Origin of the sequence: Pseudomonas cremoricolorata DSM 17059 = NBRC 16634, assembly GCF_000425745.1 — a bacterium.
Lineage (GTDB): Bacteria > Pseudomonadota > Gammaproteobacteria > Pseudomonadales > Pseudomonadaceae > Aquipseudomonas > Aquipseudomonas cremoricolorata.
In genome coordinates this window covers 78,396-93,144 of sequence record NZ_AUEA01000009.1, presented here as the reverse complement: position 1 = coordinate 93,144, position 14,749 = coordinate 78,396, and the positions used below count along the sequence as shown (strand labels likewise).

The window sequence follows — 14,749 nt, the reverse complement described above, 5'->3', positions numbered from 1 at the left end:
CGGGTCACGGCCAGCTCATCTCGCCCTTGGCGACCTTGGCGCTCAGCTCAAGCGAGCTGTCGTCGGCGAGCCTTGGGTAGCGCAACTTCATCGCCGTGATCAGTTCGACGGCATCACGGGCTTTGCTGGCCTCGGCATCGAAGGCGCGGATGTAGTCGGCGGTGAACTGCACCGCGCGCACGTCACGGGTGCTCTCGCCCAGGTAATGGCCGGGAATCACCGTGCGAGGTTGCAGCGACTCGATGCGCGCCAGGGTGCTCAGCCAGTCGACATGGGACTGCGCCGATTGCGTATCGGCCATCCACACGTGCAGCCCTTCTGACACCACGACCCCGCCAAGCACTGCACGAATGGAGGGAATCCACACGAAGCTGCGAACCGGCTGCGGGCCATCCAGGCCGATCACTTGCACGGCCTGCCCTTCCAGAACCAGCCGATCACCCTTGAGCACTTTCGGCGCGATCAGCCGCTCGGGGGCATCGGCGCCGAGCTTGGGCGCCCAGTACAGCCGCTTGGCGTTCATGGTCTTGCGGATGTATTTGGCGGTGGCGCGGGAGGCCAGCACCGGCGTGCGTGGGAAGGCCTTGAGCACGGTATACAGCCCGAAGTAGTAGTCCGGGTCGCCATGGCTGATATAGATCGCCTTGAGGCGTTTGCCGCTGGCCTTGAGCCGGCGCACCAGTTGCTCGGCCTGGGCCTTGCCGAACTGAGCGTCGATCAGCAGTGCCTCATGCTTGCCGCTGACGATCACCGAACTGACCGGAAACACGCCGTCCTCGCCCGGATTGAAGACCTCGAGCCGAAGCGGCTCGGCGGCGAGCAGCGGCGTCGAAAGGAACAGGCAAGCCAACAGCAGCCTGCGAAGCAAGGAGCGTGACAACATCGGACATCCTCCGGGAAATGACGGACCAGCGCTGGGGCGGCCAGCGTTACGCTTCGCCCACAAGGCGCCACCCGGTTGACGCACCGGCAAAGGTCGACAGCTTATTGGCTCGATTGCCGGCAAAAAATGCCATCATTGGACACAGTTCATTTCGTAATTCGGACAAATCATGGACCGTCTAACTGCCATGCGCGTGTTCGTCAGCGTGGTCGATCTGGGCAGCCAGTCGGCCGCCGCCGAGCAGCTGCAACTGTCCAGACCGGTGGTGTCGCGCTATCTGGCCGAGCTGGAAGACTGGGTGGGCGCCCGCCTCATGCAGCGCACCACGCGCAGGCTCAGCCTGACCGCCGCCGGCCAGGAAACCCTGCCGCGCTGCCGACAATTGCTGGAGCTGGCCGGGGAACTGCACGACGCCGTCCGCCGACCCGACGACGCACCGCGCGGCACGCTGCGCATCAGCGTCAGCAGTTCGTTCGGCCAGGCGCAGTTGATCGATGCGGTGGTGGAGTACGCCCAGCGCTACCCGGCGGTGAAGGTCGAGTTGCAGATGCTCGATCGCACGGTGGACCTGGTCGAGGAGCGCATCGATCTGGCGATCCGTTCCTGCCACGTGCTCGACCCCAACCTGATCGCCCGCCCACTGGCCTTGTGTCGCTCGGTGGTCTGCGCCAGCCCGGCCTACCTGAAGGCCCATGGCACGCCGTTGCAGGTCGAGGATCTGGCGCTGCACAACTGCCTGACCCACACCTATTTCAGCAACGCTGACTGGCATTTCGAGGTGGAGCGCGAGGCCGTGCAGGTGGCAGTGAAAGGCAACATCAGCTGCAACGAGGCGATCAGCCTGCAAAAAGCTGCCGTGCTGGGCGCCGGCATCGCGCTGTTGCCGGCCTACCTGGCCGCGCCGGCGCTGGGCAGCGGCGAGCTGGTTGGCCTGTTGCCCCAGGCCAAACCCCGTGAACTGATGCTCAACGCGGTGTACACCTCACGCAGGCACATGCCGGCAACGCTGCGCAGCATGCTCGACTTTCTGGTCGAGCGTTTTGCCGATGGCTCGCCGTGGAGCCTGACTGCGCAGGAACATCTGCCCGCCTCGAGCGAATGAAGACGAGGATCACTCCTCGACGTTCATGTACTCCTTGGCCCAGCGGATGTAGTCCTCAGGCTGGGTGTAGGTGTGCGACAGCTCGGTGGCACTGAGGTTTTCCGACTTGTTCTGCCGGCCACGTTGCAGGCGCAGGCAGTCGTAGGTGGCCTTGATAGCCGCGAAGTAGGCGGCATGCCCGTCGACCACGATGCGCACGCCGAGCTCTGCCAGGCGCTGGTCGTCGCGCAGGTTGGGGTTGCCATAGCTGACCAGCATCAGCGGCACGCTGAGGTGGCTGGAAATCTGCTCGAGGTGATCGAAGTCCTTGATGCCGACCATGCAGATGCCATCGGCGCCGGCCTTCTGGTAGCTCTGCGTACGGTGGATGACTTCCTCGGTGCTGAGCACGCCGGCGTTGGTCCGGCCAATGATCGCCATGGCCGAATCGACCCGCGCTTCGACGGCTGCGCGAATCTTGCCGACACCTTCGTCGACCGAGATCAGGTCGGTGGACTTGCGGCCAAATTGCGCCGGCAGCAAGGTGTCTTCGATGGTCAGGGCGCTGACGCCTGCGCGTTCCAGTTCGATGACCGTGCGCATCACGTTGAGTGCGTTGCCGTAACCGTGGTCGGCGTCAGCCAGAAACGGCAGCTGCGCCACCCGGCCGATGCGCGTGGCCTGCTCGACGAATTCACTCAGGGTGATCAGGGCGAAGTCTGGTGCGGCCAGCACTTGCAACGAGGCGACCGAGCCGCCGAGGATGCCCACTTCGAAGCCAAGATCGGCCGCGATGCGCGCCGACATCGGGTCGAAGACCGAGGCGGTGTGGTAGCAGGAATCGGACGCGAGCAACTCGCGGAAGGCAATACGCAGATCGTGGTGGGAAGCCTTGGGCATGATCACTCCGCTGTTACGTCAACTGTTCAACTGGCTCCCAGAGCCGGCATTGCCGACCTGTTCCAATCATTATGATGAAGGCACTCCACGCAAGGCATGCAGGGAGGGAATAGACCGTACGGGATACAGCACTGGATGACCCCGTGACAAAATGCTGCACTATCCTGGTGCAAAGCCTTTGATTCAGGCTGTTTGACGCCGCCACGATAGCACGCAGCCATGTTTCAGACGATGAAACCCCGTATGCCGATCGTGCATAGGGGATGCAGATTCTACATGGGAAGCTATCTAACCCGGCGTACACTTCCTTCCCGGCAAGCTTCAATCGCCACGACCTCAAGCGCAGCGGACAGCACGTGACCACCCAACTCAGCGACACCCATCTACGCGCCGTATTGACCGCCCTAATGCTGGCGATTCTGCTCGGCGCCCTCGACCAGACCATCGTCGCCGTGTCACTGCCGGCGATCTCTGCGCAGTTCAATGATGTCGGCCTGCTGGCCTGGGTGATTTCCGCCTATCTGGTGGCGATGACCGTGGCCGTACCGATCTACGGCAAGCTCGGTGACCTGTATGGCCGGCGGCGGATGATCCTTACCGGTACCGCGCTGTTCACCCTGGCCTCGGTGGGCTGTGCCTTGGCGCAGAACATGGAGCAACTGGTGCTGGCGCGGGTGCTGCAAGGCCTGGGCGCAGGCGGCATGGTCTCGGTGAGTCAGGCGATCATCGGCGACTACGTGCCACCGCGCGAGCGCGGTCGATATCAAGGCTATTTCAGCAGCATGTATGCCCTGGCCAGTGTCGCCGGGCCGGTGCTCGGCGGCTGGCTGACGGCCTACCTGTCGTGGCACTGGGTGTTCTGGATCAACGTACCACTGGGCGTACTGGCGCTGTGGGCGATCCATCGCGCACTGGCTGGGCTGCCGGTCAGCCGCCGGCAGGCGCAGGTCGATTACCTGGGCGGGGTGCTGATGATCGTCGGCGTCGGCAGCCTGCTGCTGGCGATCAGCCTGGTGGGTCAGGGCAGCGCCTGGGGCTCGCCGTCGGTGCTGGCGCTGCTGGCCGGCGCAGTGCTCGGCCTGCTCGCGCTGGTGGCCCGTGAACGGCGCTGCGCCGAACCGTTGCTGCCGCTGGGGCTGTTCAGCAACCGCGTGGCCGTGCTGTGCTGGTGCGTGATCTTCTTCGCCAGCTTCCAGGCGATTTCCCTGACCATGCTGATGCCGCTGCGCTACCAGGCGATTACCGGCGCCGGGGCCGACAGCGCCGCGCTGCACCTGCTGCCGCTGGCGATGGGCTTGCCGCTGGGCGCCTTCACCGGCGGACGTCTGACCAGCCGCACCGGGCGCTACAAGCCGCAGATTCTGGCCGGAGCGCTGCTGATGCCGCTGGCGATTCTCGGCATGGCGCTCAGCCCGCCCCAGGCGGTGTGGTTCAGCGGCGTTTTCATGTTGCTGGCGGGCATCGCTGGCGGCTTGCAGTTCCCGACCTCGCTGGTCGGCACGCAAAGCGCCGTTGAGCATCGCGACATCGGTGTCGCCACCAGCACCACCAACCTGTTCCGCTCACTGGGCGGGGCGATGGGCGTGGCGATCATGTCCAGCCTGCTGCTGGCCCTGCTGCAGCACGATGGCGTGACACTGCTGGGCAATCCGTTGCTCGGCAGCCTGAACAGCCAAGGGGTCGACGCGCAGACGCAGGCACAATTGCTGCAGGTGTTCCGCCAGGTGTTGCTGGGCAGCGCCGCAGTGGCTGCCTTGGCGCTGCTCGCGGCCCTCGCCCTGCCCGATCGGCAGTTGCGCGGGCGCTGAGCCTCATACCAGGGAAGCGTTGCCCTCACAATCGTTCACAAATCCCTGTTTGCGCAGCGCCGGGCTCCAGCGCAGCATGTCCAGCCCGGCGTCGACCCAGCGTTCACCCTGGCCTTGCAGGTCGAAGCTGCCCGGTAGCAGCAGCCAGCGGCCAATCAGGCCATCGAAGTAGGCGAACAGCACCACGGCGGCCTGTTCCGGGTCGAGGTCGGTGGGCAACTGGCCGCGGCGCACTGCATTGGCCATGGCCACCACGATACTGTTGTGGCAGTCCAGCACCGAGCGTTGCCGTTGCTGGCGGATTTCGCACATGTCGTCAGTGAACTCGCACTTGTAATGCAGAATCTCATTGATACGCCGGGTCCGGGCGTCCAGCACTACCTCATTGAGTACCTGCAACAAAAGCGTGCGCATGCAGCCGAGCGGGTCGAGTTCATCCTCGCTTTCGCTGGCGCGAGCCAAATGGTCATGGGTTTCGTGGAGCATGTCGAGCAAGGCCTGAACCAGCTCGGCCTTGTTGTTGAAATGCCAGTAGATGGCACCGCGGGTGACGCCGGCGAGCTCGGCGATATCGGCCAGGGTGGTGCGGGCGACGCCGCGGCGGTAGAAGGCTTTTTCCGCAGCCGCAATGATCTGCGCGCGGGTTTCCTGAGCTTCTTCTTTGGTACGACGAACCATGGCAGCACAACCTCAATCAGGTCCCACGCTTACGGTGCGGCGTGGAAATCCCCCGGGGGCGCCTCTAACGTGCGTATCCCGGAAATGTGTTCAACAGGACGTGGGTAGTAGCCAAGTACCACCCTGCGGTATTTACAAACAACCATGAACGTAAGTATATTCCTTAGCAAGCTATTTATCCACCCGATAACATGGCGCTCCACTCCGTCTCCCAACTGTTGAGCTCCCCTGCTCCCGCGATCCGAGGATCCTCATGCACTTCAAGCCAGCTGTCACCGCTCTGGTTTCCGCCGTCGCCCTGGCCACACTGCTCAGCGGCTGTAAGAAAGAAGAGGCGCCGCCAGCTGCGCAGCCTGCGCCTCAGGTCGGGGTGATTACCCTGCAACCACAATCCTTCACGCTCACCTCGGAGCTGCCGGGACGCACCTCGGCGTTCCGTGTCGCGGAAGTCCGTCCGCAGGTCAATGGCATCATTCTCAAGCGTCTGTTCAAGGAAGGTAGCGACGTCAAGCAGGGTCAGCAGCTGTACCAGATCGACCCGGCCGTCTACGAAACCACCCTTGCCACCGCCCAGGCCAACCTGCAGGCCACCCGTTCGCTGGCCGGTCGCTACAAGCAGCTGATCGACGAGCAGGCGGTCAGCCGCCAGGAATACGACGACGCCAATGCCAAACGCCTGCAAGCAGAGGCCAGCCTCAAGAGCGCGCAAATCGACCTGCGCTACACCAAGGTGCTGGCGCCGATCAGCGGCCGCATCGGTCGCTCGGCGGTCACCGAAGGCGCGCTGGTGAGCAATGGCCAGGCCAACGCCATGGCCACCATCCAGCAGCTCGACACCATCTACGTCGACGTCACCCAGTCCACCGCCGAGCTGCTCAAGCTGCGCCGTGACCTTGCCAGCGGCCAGTTGCAGAAGGCCGGTGACAATGCCGCGCAGGTGCAATTGGTGCTGGAAGACGGCAGCCTGTTCAAGCACCAGGGGCGCCTGGAGTTCTCCGAAGTGGCGGTCGATGAAACCACCGGCTCGGTCACCCTGCGCGCGGTCTTCCCCAACCCTGAGCACGAGCTGCTGCCGGGCATGTTCGTCCACGCCCGACTCAAGGCCGGCGTCAACGCCAATGCCATTCTCGCCCCGCAACAAGGCGTGACCCGCGACCTCAAGGGCACCCCGACCGCGCTGGTGGTCAACCAGGACAACAAGGTCGAGCTGCGCGAACTCAAGGCCAGCCGCACCCTGGGCAGCGACTGGCTGATCGAGGAAGGCCTGAACCCGGGCGACCGTCTGATCACCGAAGGCCTGCAATACGTACGCCCTGGCGTCGAGGTCAAGGTCAGCGAAGCCAGCAACCTGAAGAAGCCGAACAGCCCTGATCAGGCCAAGGCAGCCGACGCAGACGCCAAAGCGGAGTAAACCATGTCGAAGTTCTTTATCGATCGCCCGATCTTCGCCTGGGTGATCGCCTTGGTGATCATGCTGGTCGGCGCCCTGTCGATCCTCAAATTGCCGATCAACCAGTACCCCAGCATCGCGCCGCCGGCCATCGCCATCGCCGTGACCTACCCGGGCGCCTCGGCGCAGACCGTGCAGGACACCGTGGTGCAGGTCATCGAGCAGCAGCTCAACGGCATCGACAACCTGCGTTATGTGTCGTCGGAAAGTAACTCCGACGGCAGCATGACCATCACCGCCACCTTCGAGCAGGGCACCAACCCCGACACCGCGCAAGTGCAGGTGCAGAACAAGCTCAACCTGGCCACCCCGCTGTTGCCGCAGGAAGTGCAGCAACAGGGTATTCGCGTGACCAAGGCGGTGAAGAACTTCCTGATGGTGATCGGCCTGGTGTCCGAAGATGGTTCGATGACCAAGGACGACCTGGCCAACTACATCGTTTCGACCATGCAGGACCCGATCTCGCGGACCGCAGGCGTCGGCGACTTTCAGGTGTTCGGTGCGCAGTACGCCATGCGTATCTGGCTCGATCCGGCCAAGCTCAACAAGTACCAGCTGACCCCGGTCGATGTGCGCACCGCGGTCACAGCGCAGAACGTGCAGGTCTCCTCCGGCCAGCTCGGCGGCCTGCCGGCCATGCCTGGCACCCAGCTCAACGCCACCATCATCGGCAAGACCCGTCTGCAGACCGCCGAGCAGTTCGAGAAGATTCTGCTCAAGGTCAACAACGATGGTTCGCAGGTGCGCCTGCGTGACGTCGCCAAGGTCGGCCTGGGCGGCGAGAACTATTCGGTCAGCGCCCAGTTCAACGGCAAGCCGGCCTCGGGCATGGCGATCAAGCTGGCCACCGGCGCCAACGCCCTGGACACGGCCAAGGCGCTGCGCCAGACCATCAGCGACCTGGAGCCGTTCTTCCCGCCGGGCATGAAAGCGGTGTTCCCGTACGACACCACGCCCGTGGTCACCGAGTCGATCAGCGGGGTGATCCACACCTTGATCGAAGCCGTGGTGCTGGTGTTCCTGGTGATGTACCTGTTCCTGCAGAACTTCCGCGCCACCATCATCACCACCATGACCGTTCCGGTGGTGCTGCTCGGTACCTTCGGCATCCTTGCCGCGTTCGGTTTCAGCATCAACACCCTGACCATGTTCGCCATGGTCCTGGCCATCGGCTTGCTGGTGGACGACGCCATCGTGGTGGTGGAAAACGTCGAGCGGGTGATGTCCGAGGAGGGGCTACCGCCCAAGGCGGCGACCAAGAGGTCCATGGAGCAGATCCAGGGCGCGCTGGTCGGTATCGCCCTGGTGCTGTCGGCGGTGCTGCTGCCGATGGCCTTCTTCGGCGGCTCGACCGGGGTCATCTACCGGCAGTTCTCGATCACCATCGTTTCGGCCATGGGCCTGTCGGTACTGGTCGCGCTGGTGTTCACCCCGGCCCTGTGCGCCACCATGCTCACGCCGCTGAAAAAGGGCGAGCATCACCACGCCAAGGGCGGCTTCTTCGGCTGGTTCAACCGCAGCTTCGACCGCAGCGTGCAGGGTTACGAACGCAGCGTTAGCTTCATCCTGCGGCGCAAGATTCCGTTCCTGCTGGCCTATGCGCTGATCGTGGTCGGCATGGTCTTCCTGTTCAACCGCATCCCCGCCGCCTTCCTTCCCGAGGAAGACCAGGGCGTGCTGTTCGCCCAGGTACAGACACCCGCAGGCTCCAGTGCCGAGCGCACCCAGGATGTGGTCGACCAGATGCGCAGCTACCTGCTCAAGGATGAATCCGACACCGTGTCGTCGGTCTTCACCGTGACCGGCTTCAACTTCGCCGGTCGTGGGCAGAGCTCGGGCATGGCGTTCATCATGCTCAAGCCATGGGGCGAGCGCTCGGCAGAGAACAGCGTGTTCAACCTCGCCACCCGCGCCCAGCAGCACTTTTTCACCTTCCGCGACGCCATGGTGTTCGCCTTCGCGCCGCCTGCGGTGCTGGAGCTGGGTAACGCCAGCGGCTTCGACGTGTTCCTCCAGGACCGCGCCGGCGTCGGCCATGAAAAACTCATGGAGGCGCGCAATCAGTTCCTCGCCAAGGCCTCGCAGAGCAAGATTCTTGCAGGCGTACGTCCCAACGGCCTGAACGATGAACCGCAGTACCAGCTGATCGTCGACGACGAGCGCGCCAGTGCCCTGGGCGTGACCATCGCCGACATCAACAACACCCTGTCGATTGCCCTGGGCGGCAGCTACGTCAACGACTTCATCGACCGCGGTCGGGTCAAGAAGGTCTACATTCAGGGCCAGTCCAGCGCCCGCATGAGCCCGGAAGACCTGCAGAAATGGTACGTGCGCAACGGCCAGGGCGAGATGGTGCCGTTCTCGTCCTTCGCCAGCGGCGAGTGGACCTACGGTTCGCCCAAGCTGTCGCGCTACAACGGTGTGGAAGCGGTCGAGGTGCTCGGTACGCCGGCGCCAGGCTACAGCACCGGTGAAGCGATGGCCGAGGTCGAGCGCATTGCCGGCGAGCTGCCGGACGGCATCGGCTACGCCTGGACCGGCATGTCCTACGAGGAAAAACTCTCGGGTTCGCAGATGCCGGCACTGTTCGCGCTGTCGATCCTGTTCGTCTTCCTCTGTCTGGCAGCGCTGTACGAAAGCTGGTCGATTCCGATCGCCGTGGTGCTGGTGGTGCCGCTGGGCATCATTGGTGCGCTGATCGCCACCAGCCTGCGCGGCCTGTCCAACGATGTGTACTTCCTGGTCGGCCTGCTGACCACCATCGGCCTGGCGGCGAAGAACGCGATTCTCATCGTCGAATTCGCCAAAGAGCTGCATGAACAGGGGCGCAGTCTGTACGACGCCACCATCGAAGCCTGCCGCATGCGTTTGCGTCCGATCATCATGACCTCGCTGGCGTTCATTCTCGGCGTGGTACCGTTGACCATCGCCAGCGGCGCAGGCTCAGGCAGCCAGCACGCCATCGGCACCGGGGTGATTGGCGGCATGATCAGCGCCACGGTACTGGCTATCTTCTGGGTACCACTGTTCTTCGTCGCCGTTTCCTCGGTGTTCGGCGGCAACAAGCGTAAAGCCGACGAACACTCCGAACATCCCGTAACTCCACGTAATGAGGCTGGGCAATGACCAAGTCCCTGCTGTCCCTGGCAGTAACCGCTTTGATCCTCGGCGGTTGCTCGCTGATCCCTGACTACCAGACCCCGGAAGCCCCGGTCGCGGCGCAGTGGCCGCAGGGGCCGGCCTACTCGCCCGCCGAGTCGGCCGATGTCGCCGCAGCCGAACAAGGCTGGCGCCAGTTCTTCACCGACCGCGCGCTGCAACAGCTGATCCAGACCGGTCTGGAAAACAATCGCGACCTGCGCGTCGCGGCACTGAACATCGACGCCTACCGCGCGCAGTACCGCATCCAGCGGGCCGATCTGTTCCCGGCGGTGTCGGCCTCAGGCAGCGGCAGTCGCCAGCGGGTGCCGGCCGATCTGTCGCAGACCGGCCGCGCCGGCATCACCAGCCAGTACTCGGCCACAGTCGGGGTCAGCGCCTATGAACTGGACCTGTTCGGTCGCGTGCGCAGCCTCAGCCAGCAGGCCCTGGAGACCTACCTGTCCAGCGAAGAGGCACGCCGCTCGACGCAGATCGCCCTGGTCGCCAGCATCGCCAACGCCTACTACACCTGGCAGGCCGATCAAGACCTGCTCAAGCTGACCAAGGACACCCTCGACGCCTACGAGCAGAGCTTCAACCTGACTCGGCGCAGCAGCGAAGTGGGGGTGTCTTCGGCGCTCGACCTGAGCCAGGCACGCACCGCCGTGGAAGGCGCGCGGGTCAAGCTGGCGCAGTATCAACGCCTGGTGGCGCAAGACCTGAACAGCCTGACCGTGCTGCTCGGCACTGGCGTGCCGAGCAACCTGCCGGCGCCGCTCAAGCTCGATGCCGATCAGCTGGCCGAAGTGCCGGCGGGCCTGCCGTCCGATCTGCTGCAGCGGCGTCCCGACATCCAGGAAGCCGAGCACCTGCTCAAGGCCGCCAACGCCAATATCGGCGCGGCACGCGCGGCGTTCTTCCCAAGCATCAGCCTGACCGCCAATGCCGGCACGCTGAGCCCGGACATGAGCGGCCTGTTCGGCAGTGGCTCGGGTACCTGGCTGTTCCAGCCGCAGATCAACCTGCCGATCTTCAACGCCGGTGCGCTGCGCGCCAGCCTCGACTACGCGAAGATCCAGAAGGACATCAACGTCGCCAAGTACGAGAAGACCATCCAGACCGCTTTCCAGGAAGTCGCCGATGGCCTGGCCGCGCGCAAGACCTTCGAAGAGCAGTTGCAGGCCCAGCGCGATCTGGTCGCCGCCAACCAGGACTACTACCGCCTGGCCGAGCGTCGCTACCGCATCGGTATCGACAGCAACCTGACCTTCCTCGACGCCCAGCGCACGCTGTTCAGCGCGCAACAGGCGCTGATCAGTGATCGCCTGTCGCAGCTGACCAGCGAAGTCAACCTGTACAAAGCCCTCGGTGGCGGCTGGTACGAGCGCACCGGCCAGGCCCAGCAAGCCTCTGTGCAGACGCCCAAGGGCTGATTCATCGCAATGCCTTGGCAGTTCGAGCGGTGCGGCAATCGCGCCGCTCGAGCTGCGACTCAAGGCACAGCTCAGCCAGCCTCCCCGGCTTGGCCTGAACGCGCCAAACTCTCTATGTAAATTCCATAATCGAATAGATAACCATCCTCCTATTCGTTGACGGAATAACCAGCCAGCGCTGAAAATCCCCTACCCCGCCCTGCTGCTGAGCCCGAGATGGACCTCCGCCAACTGCGCTATTTCATCGCGCTGACCGATTACCGCAGCTTCGTCCGCGCGGCCGACGCCATGGGCATCACCCAGCCGGCGTTCAGCCGGGCTATCCAGAACCTCGAACAGACCCTCGGCTGCCAACTGATCGACCGCGCCAACAAGACCTTGCCGCCCACCGCCCAAGGCCTGGTGGTGCTGCAGCATGCGCGGCGTCTGGTGCAGGGCGCCGCACAACTGAGCAACGAGGTGTTGCAGATGAGCGCCGTGGACGCTGGCGAGCTGGCGTTCGGCTGCGGACCGGCCTTGGCCGTGAGTCTGGTCCCGCAGGCGCTGGCGCAGTTGATGCGCGAGCGGCCAGGCATCCATACCCGCCTGCTCACCGACCAGCCCGAGCGGCTGGGCGAGGCCTTGCGCCGCGAGCAGATCGAATTTTTCGTCGACGACCTGCGCCCCTTCGAAGCCGACCCCTATTTCCACACCCAGCCCATGCAGGCGCGCGCCGGCGCGTTCTTCTGCCGCGCCGGACACCCACTGCTACGCAAGGACAGCCTGTCGACCAACGAGCTGTTCGACTACCCGCTGGTCAGCCATTGGCTGGCGCCTGGGGTGCGCAAGTATCTGGCCAATCTGAGCGGGCGCAGCGACATGCGCCTGCAGGTGCAAAGCGAGGACTTCAGCGTCGTGCGCAGCCTGGTGCTGAGCAGCGACGCCATCGGCTGCGCCAGCGCACAGGCGCTGGCAGAGGATCTGGCGGCCAGGACGCTGGTGACCCTGCACTGGCGTAACCTGCCGCCGCGACTCGACCTGCTCAGCGTGCGCTGCGGGGTGATCAGCCGCAGCGGCTATCGGTTGTCGCCGGCAGCGCGAAGGCTGATCGACACGCTACTGGCACTGGACACCCAACCCGCGCCAGAGCTGGCCTGAAATCGTCGCAGCACTAGGCTGCGTCTTGCACGAACACCAGCACACGACGGCTGAAAGGCTCGCCAATTTCGACGTTGGACAGATGCGCCGCCGGGTATTCGACGAACTGCGCCCCAGTGATGTGGCTTTGCAGGAAGCGCCCATGTTCCGGGGTGGTCACCACGTCAGCGCTGCCGGCGACGATCAGTGTCGGCACCTCGATGCGCCCCAGTTGGCTACGAAAATCCGCATCGCGCACTGCCGCGCAGTTGGCGGCGTAACCCTGGGCCGAGGTGCTGGCGAGCATGTGCGTGATGCGCTGGCATTGCAGCGGATGGTCGGCGACGAAATCCGCGGTGAACCAGCGTGCCAGCGAGGCATCGCGCAGTTCGGCCATGGCCTGCTGACCACCACCCAGCACCAGCTCGATGCGGCTGTTCCACACCTCGGCACTGCCGATCTGCGCAGCGGTGTTGCACAAGGTCAGGCTGTGCAGCCGTTGCCCGGCGTTGATGCCCAGCCACTGGCCGATCAAGCCGCCCATCGACAGCCCTACGAAATGCGCGCGTTCGATCTCCAGCGCATCGAGCAAAGCCAGCACGTCGCCACCAAGCTGCTCGATGCTGTAAGGACCTTCGCTGACCGTCGAGCCGCCATGGCCACGGGTGTCGTAGCGCAGCACGCGAAAGTGCTCGCGCCACAGCGACACTTGCTCATCCCACATGCCCAGGTCGGTGCCCAACGAGTTGGACAGCACCAGCACCGGGGCGTGGGCAGGCCCTTCGAGTTGGTAGTTCAGTACGCCATCGGCCAGTTGCACGTGCGCCACGGTGGTCTCCTTGAGGCTAAGCAGGTTGAAGTTAGGTGTCAGTGATCGTCATGCAGGTACGCCGCCTGCTTGGGCAGGCGCAGGCTGAACAGGAAGGCCACGGCCATCATCGCGGTGACGTACCAGTAGAAGCTGTTTTCGATACCCATCGACTTCAGGTTCAACGCCACGTATTCAGCCGAGCCGCCGAACATGGCGTTGGCCACCGCGTAGGCCAGGCCCACGCCCAGCGCGCGCACTTGTGGCGGGAACATCTCGGCTTTGACCAGACCGCTGATCGAGGTGTAGAGGCTGACGATGCACAGCGCCACAGTCACCAGCACGAAGGCCAGGAACGGGCTGGTCACGGTTTTCAGTGCCATCAGCAACGGCACGGTGAACAAGGTGCCCAGGGCGCCGAACAGCAGCATCGAGTTACGCCGGCCGATGCGGTCGGAGAGCATGCCGAACAGCGGCTGCATGAGCATGAACAGGAACAGCGCGCCGGTCATCACGTAGCTGGCGCTCTTGGCCGGCATGCCGGCGGTGTTGACCAGAAACTTCTGCATGTAGGTGGTGAAGGTGTAGAAGATCAGCGAACCACCTGCGGTGTAGCCGAGCACGGTGATGAACGCCGCGCCATGGTTGCGGAACAGCCCGCCAATGGAGCCGGCGTCCTTGTCCTGGCGGGTTTCGGCGCTGCTGGTTTCTTCCAGCGAACGGCGCAGCATCAGCGAGATGACCGCAGCCACGGCGCCGACCACGAACGGAATGCGCCAGCCCCAGGCACGCAGTTCTTCGTCGCTCAGCAACTGCTGCAGGATCACCACCACCAACACCGCGAGCAATTGCCCGCCGATCAGCGTGACGTACTGGAACGATGCGAAGAAGCCGCGCTGACCGCGCAGCGCGACCTCACTCATGTACGTGGCCGTGGTGCCATATTCACCACCCACCGACAGCCCCTGAATCAGCCGCGCCAACAGCAGCAGCGCCGGCGCCCAGGTGCCGATGCTGGCGTAGGTCGGCAGGCAGGCGATCATCAGCGAGCCGGCGCACATCATCAGCACCGAGATCATCAGCGAATTCTTGCGCCCGTGGCGGTCGGCCAGACGGCCGAAGATCCAGCCACCGATGGGGCGCATCAGAAAGCCCGCAGCGAATACCCCGGCGGTGTTGAGCAACTGCACGGTAGGGTCATCCGACGGGAAGAAGGCTGGGGCGAAGTAGATGGCGCAGAAGGCGTAGACGTAGAAGTCGAACCACTCCACCAGGTTGCCTGACGAGGCACCGACGATGGCGAAAACGCGCTTCTTGCGCTCTTCGCCAGTGTAATAGGTTGAGGTCATGGCGCAGATGCTCCTAGGGATTCACGGTCAACTCTAGACACAGTCGGTAACAAAGTCGTTCCTCAGGAGCCGCTTGCATGGGGCTGGCGAGCCTCAGCCCCC

Annotated in this window: 11 protein-coding genes; 6 read left to right on the top strand and 5 right to left on the bottom strand. The window is 64.3% G+C overall.

The annotated features are described in order from the left end of the window. Nucleotides 1-4 precede the first annotated feature (4 nt). Complete coding sequence (locus H618_RS0111710) at nt 5-883, bottom strand: MBL fold metallo-hydrolase (protein ID WP_028695250.1); 879 nt, start codon at nt 881-883, stop codon at nt 5-7. Between the two features lie 169 nt (nt 884-1,052). Here H618_RS0111710 and H618_RS21620 point away from each other — a divergent pair, with 169 nt between their 5' ends. Further along, nucleotides 1,053-1,985 (top strand): LysR family transcriptional regulator, encoded by a 933-nt coding sequence (locus tag H618_RS21620; protein WP_050577294.1) that lies wholly within the window; start codon nt 1,053-1,055, stop codon nt 1,983-1,985. Nucleotides 1,986-1,994: 9 nt separating this feature from the next. Here H618_RS21620 and H618_RS0111700 read toward each other — a convergent pair whose 3' ends face one another. Continuing rightward, nucleotides 1,995-2,864, bottom strand: a complete 870-nt coding sequence (locus H618_RS0111700; protein WP_028695249.1) for an isocitrate lyase/PEP mutase family protein — start codon at nt 2,862-2,864, stop codon at nt 1,995-1,997. A 407-nt stretch (nt 2,865-3,271) separates the two neighbouring features. Here H618_RS0111700 and H618_RS0111695 point away from each other — a divergent pair, with 407 nt between their 5' ends. Continuing rightward, complete coding sequence (locus H618_RS0111695; RefSeq protein WP_154660654.1) at nt 3,272-4,672, top strand: MDR family MFS transporter; 1,401 nt, start codon at nt 3,272-3,274, stop codon at nt 4,670-4,672. Nucleotides 4,673-4,675: 3 nt separating this feature from the next. Here the strand turns inward: H618_RS0111695 and H618_RS21615 are convergent, their stop codons facing one another. After that, complete coding sequence (locus tag H618_RS21615) at nt 4,676-5,350, bottom strand: TetR family transcriptional regulator (RefSeq protein WP_050577293.1); 675 nt, start codon at nt 5,348-5,350, stop codon at nt 4,676-4,678. Between the two features lie 253 nt (nt 5,351-5,603). On the opposite strand from H618_RS21615, the gene H618_RS0111685 reads away from it, so the two are divergent. The 4 genes from H618_RS0111685 to H618_RS0111670 all read left to right on the top strand — a co-directional run bounded on the left by H618_RS0111685 (nt 5,604) and on the right by H618_RS0111670 (nt 12,511). Then, nucleotides 5,604-6,761: an efflux RND transporter periplasmic adaptor subunit gene (locus H618_RS0111685; RefSeq protein ID WP_028695247.1), complete on the top strand. Its 1,158-nt coding sequence runs from the start codon at nt 5,604-5,606 to the stop codon at nt 6,759-6,761. A gap of 3 nt (nt 6,762-6,764) precedes the next feature. Then, nucleotides 6,765-9,926, top strand: a complete 3,162-nt coding sequence (ttgB, locus tag H618_RS0111680; RefSeq protein WP_028695246.1) for a multidrug efflux RND transporter permease subunit TtgB — start codon at nt 6,765-6,767, stop codon at nt 9,924-9,926. After that, nucleotides 9,923-11,374, top strand: coding sequence for an AdeC/AdeK/OprM family multidrug efflux complex outer membrane factor (gene adeC, locus H618_RS0111675; RefSeq protein ID WP_028695245.1), 1,452 nt, complete (start codon nt 9,923-9,925; stop codon nt 11,372-11,374). The genes ttgB and adeC overlap by 4 nt, the downstream gene beginning before the upstream one ends. Nucleotides 11,375-11,590: 216 nt before the next feature. Next, the gene (locus H618_RS0111670) at nt 11,591-12,511 is read left to right on the top strand and encodes a LysR family transcriptional regulator (protein ID WP_028695244.1); all 921 of its coding nucleotides are present in this window, start codon (nt 11,591-11,593) and stop codon (nt 12,509-12,511) included. Nucleotides 12,512-12,524: 13 nt separating this feature from the next. Here H618_RS0111670 and pcaD read toward each other — a convergent pair whose 3' ends face one another. Together pcaD and H618_RS0111660 are read right to left on the bottom strand one after the other, a co-directional pair. Continuing rightward, entirely contained in the window at nt 12,525-13,319 is a 795-nt protein-coding gene (pcaD, locus tag H618_RS0111665) for a 3-oxoadipate enol-lactonase (RefSeq protein ID WP_028695243.1), read from the bottom strand. Nucleotides 13,320-13,357: 38 nt separating this feature from the next. Next, nucleotides 13,358-14,647: an MFS family transporter gene (locus H618_RS0111660; protein ID WP_028695242.1), complete on the bottom strand. Its 1,290-nt coding sequence runs from the start codon at nt 14,645-14,647 to the stop codon at nt 13,358-13,360. Nucleotides 14,648-14,749 lie beyond the last annotated feature (102 nt).

Excerpts from the sequence above, each read along its gene's own strand:
- ttgB (WP_028695246.1), top strand. The coding sequence starts at position 6,765 with ATGTCGAAGTTCTTTATCGATCGCCCGATCTTCGCCTGGGTGATCGCC.
- H618_RS21620 (WP_050577294.1), top strand. The coding sequence starts at position 1,053 with ATGGACCGTCTAACTGCCATGCGCGTGTTCGTCAGCGTGGTCGATCTG.
- adeC (WP_028695245.1), top strand. The coding sequence starts at position 9,923 with ATGACCAAGTCCCTGCTGTCCCTGGCAGTAACCGCTTTGATCCTCGGC.
- H618_RS0111660 (WP_028695242.1), bottom strand. The coding sequence starts at position 14,647 with ATGACCTCAACCTATTACACTGGCGAAGAGCGCAAGAAGCGCGTTTTC.
- H618_RS21615 (WP_050577293.1), bottom strand. The coding sequence starts at position 5,350 with ATGGTTCGTCGTACCAAAGAAGAAGCTCAGGAAACCCGCGCGCAGATC.
- H618_RS0111695 (WP_154660654.1), top strand. The coding sequence starts at position 3,272 with ATGCTGGCGATTCTGCTCGGCGCCCTCGACCAGACCATCGTCGCCGTG.
- H618_RS0111685 (WP_028695247.1), top strand. The coding sequence starts at position 5,604 with ATGCACTTCAAGCCAGCTGTCACCGCTCTGGTTTCCGCCGTCGCCCTG.
- H618_RS0111670 (WP_028695244.1), top strand. The coding sequence starts at position 11,591 with ATGGACCTCCGCCAACTGCGCTATTTCATCGCGCTGACCGATTACCGC.
- H618_RS0111700 (WP_028695249.1), bottom strand. The coding sequence starts at position 2,864 with ATGCCCAAGGCTTCCCACCACGATCTGCGTATTGCCTTCCGCGAGTTG.
- H618_RS0111710 (WP_028695250.1), bottom strand. The coding sequence starts at position 883 with ATGTTGTCACGCTCCTTGCTTCGCAGGCTGCTGTTGGCTTGCCTGTTC.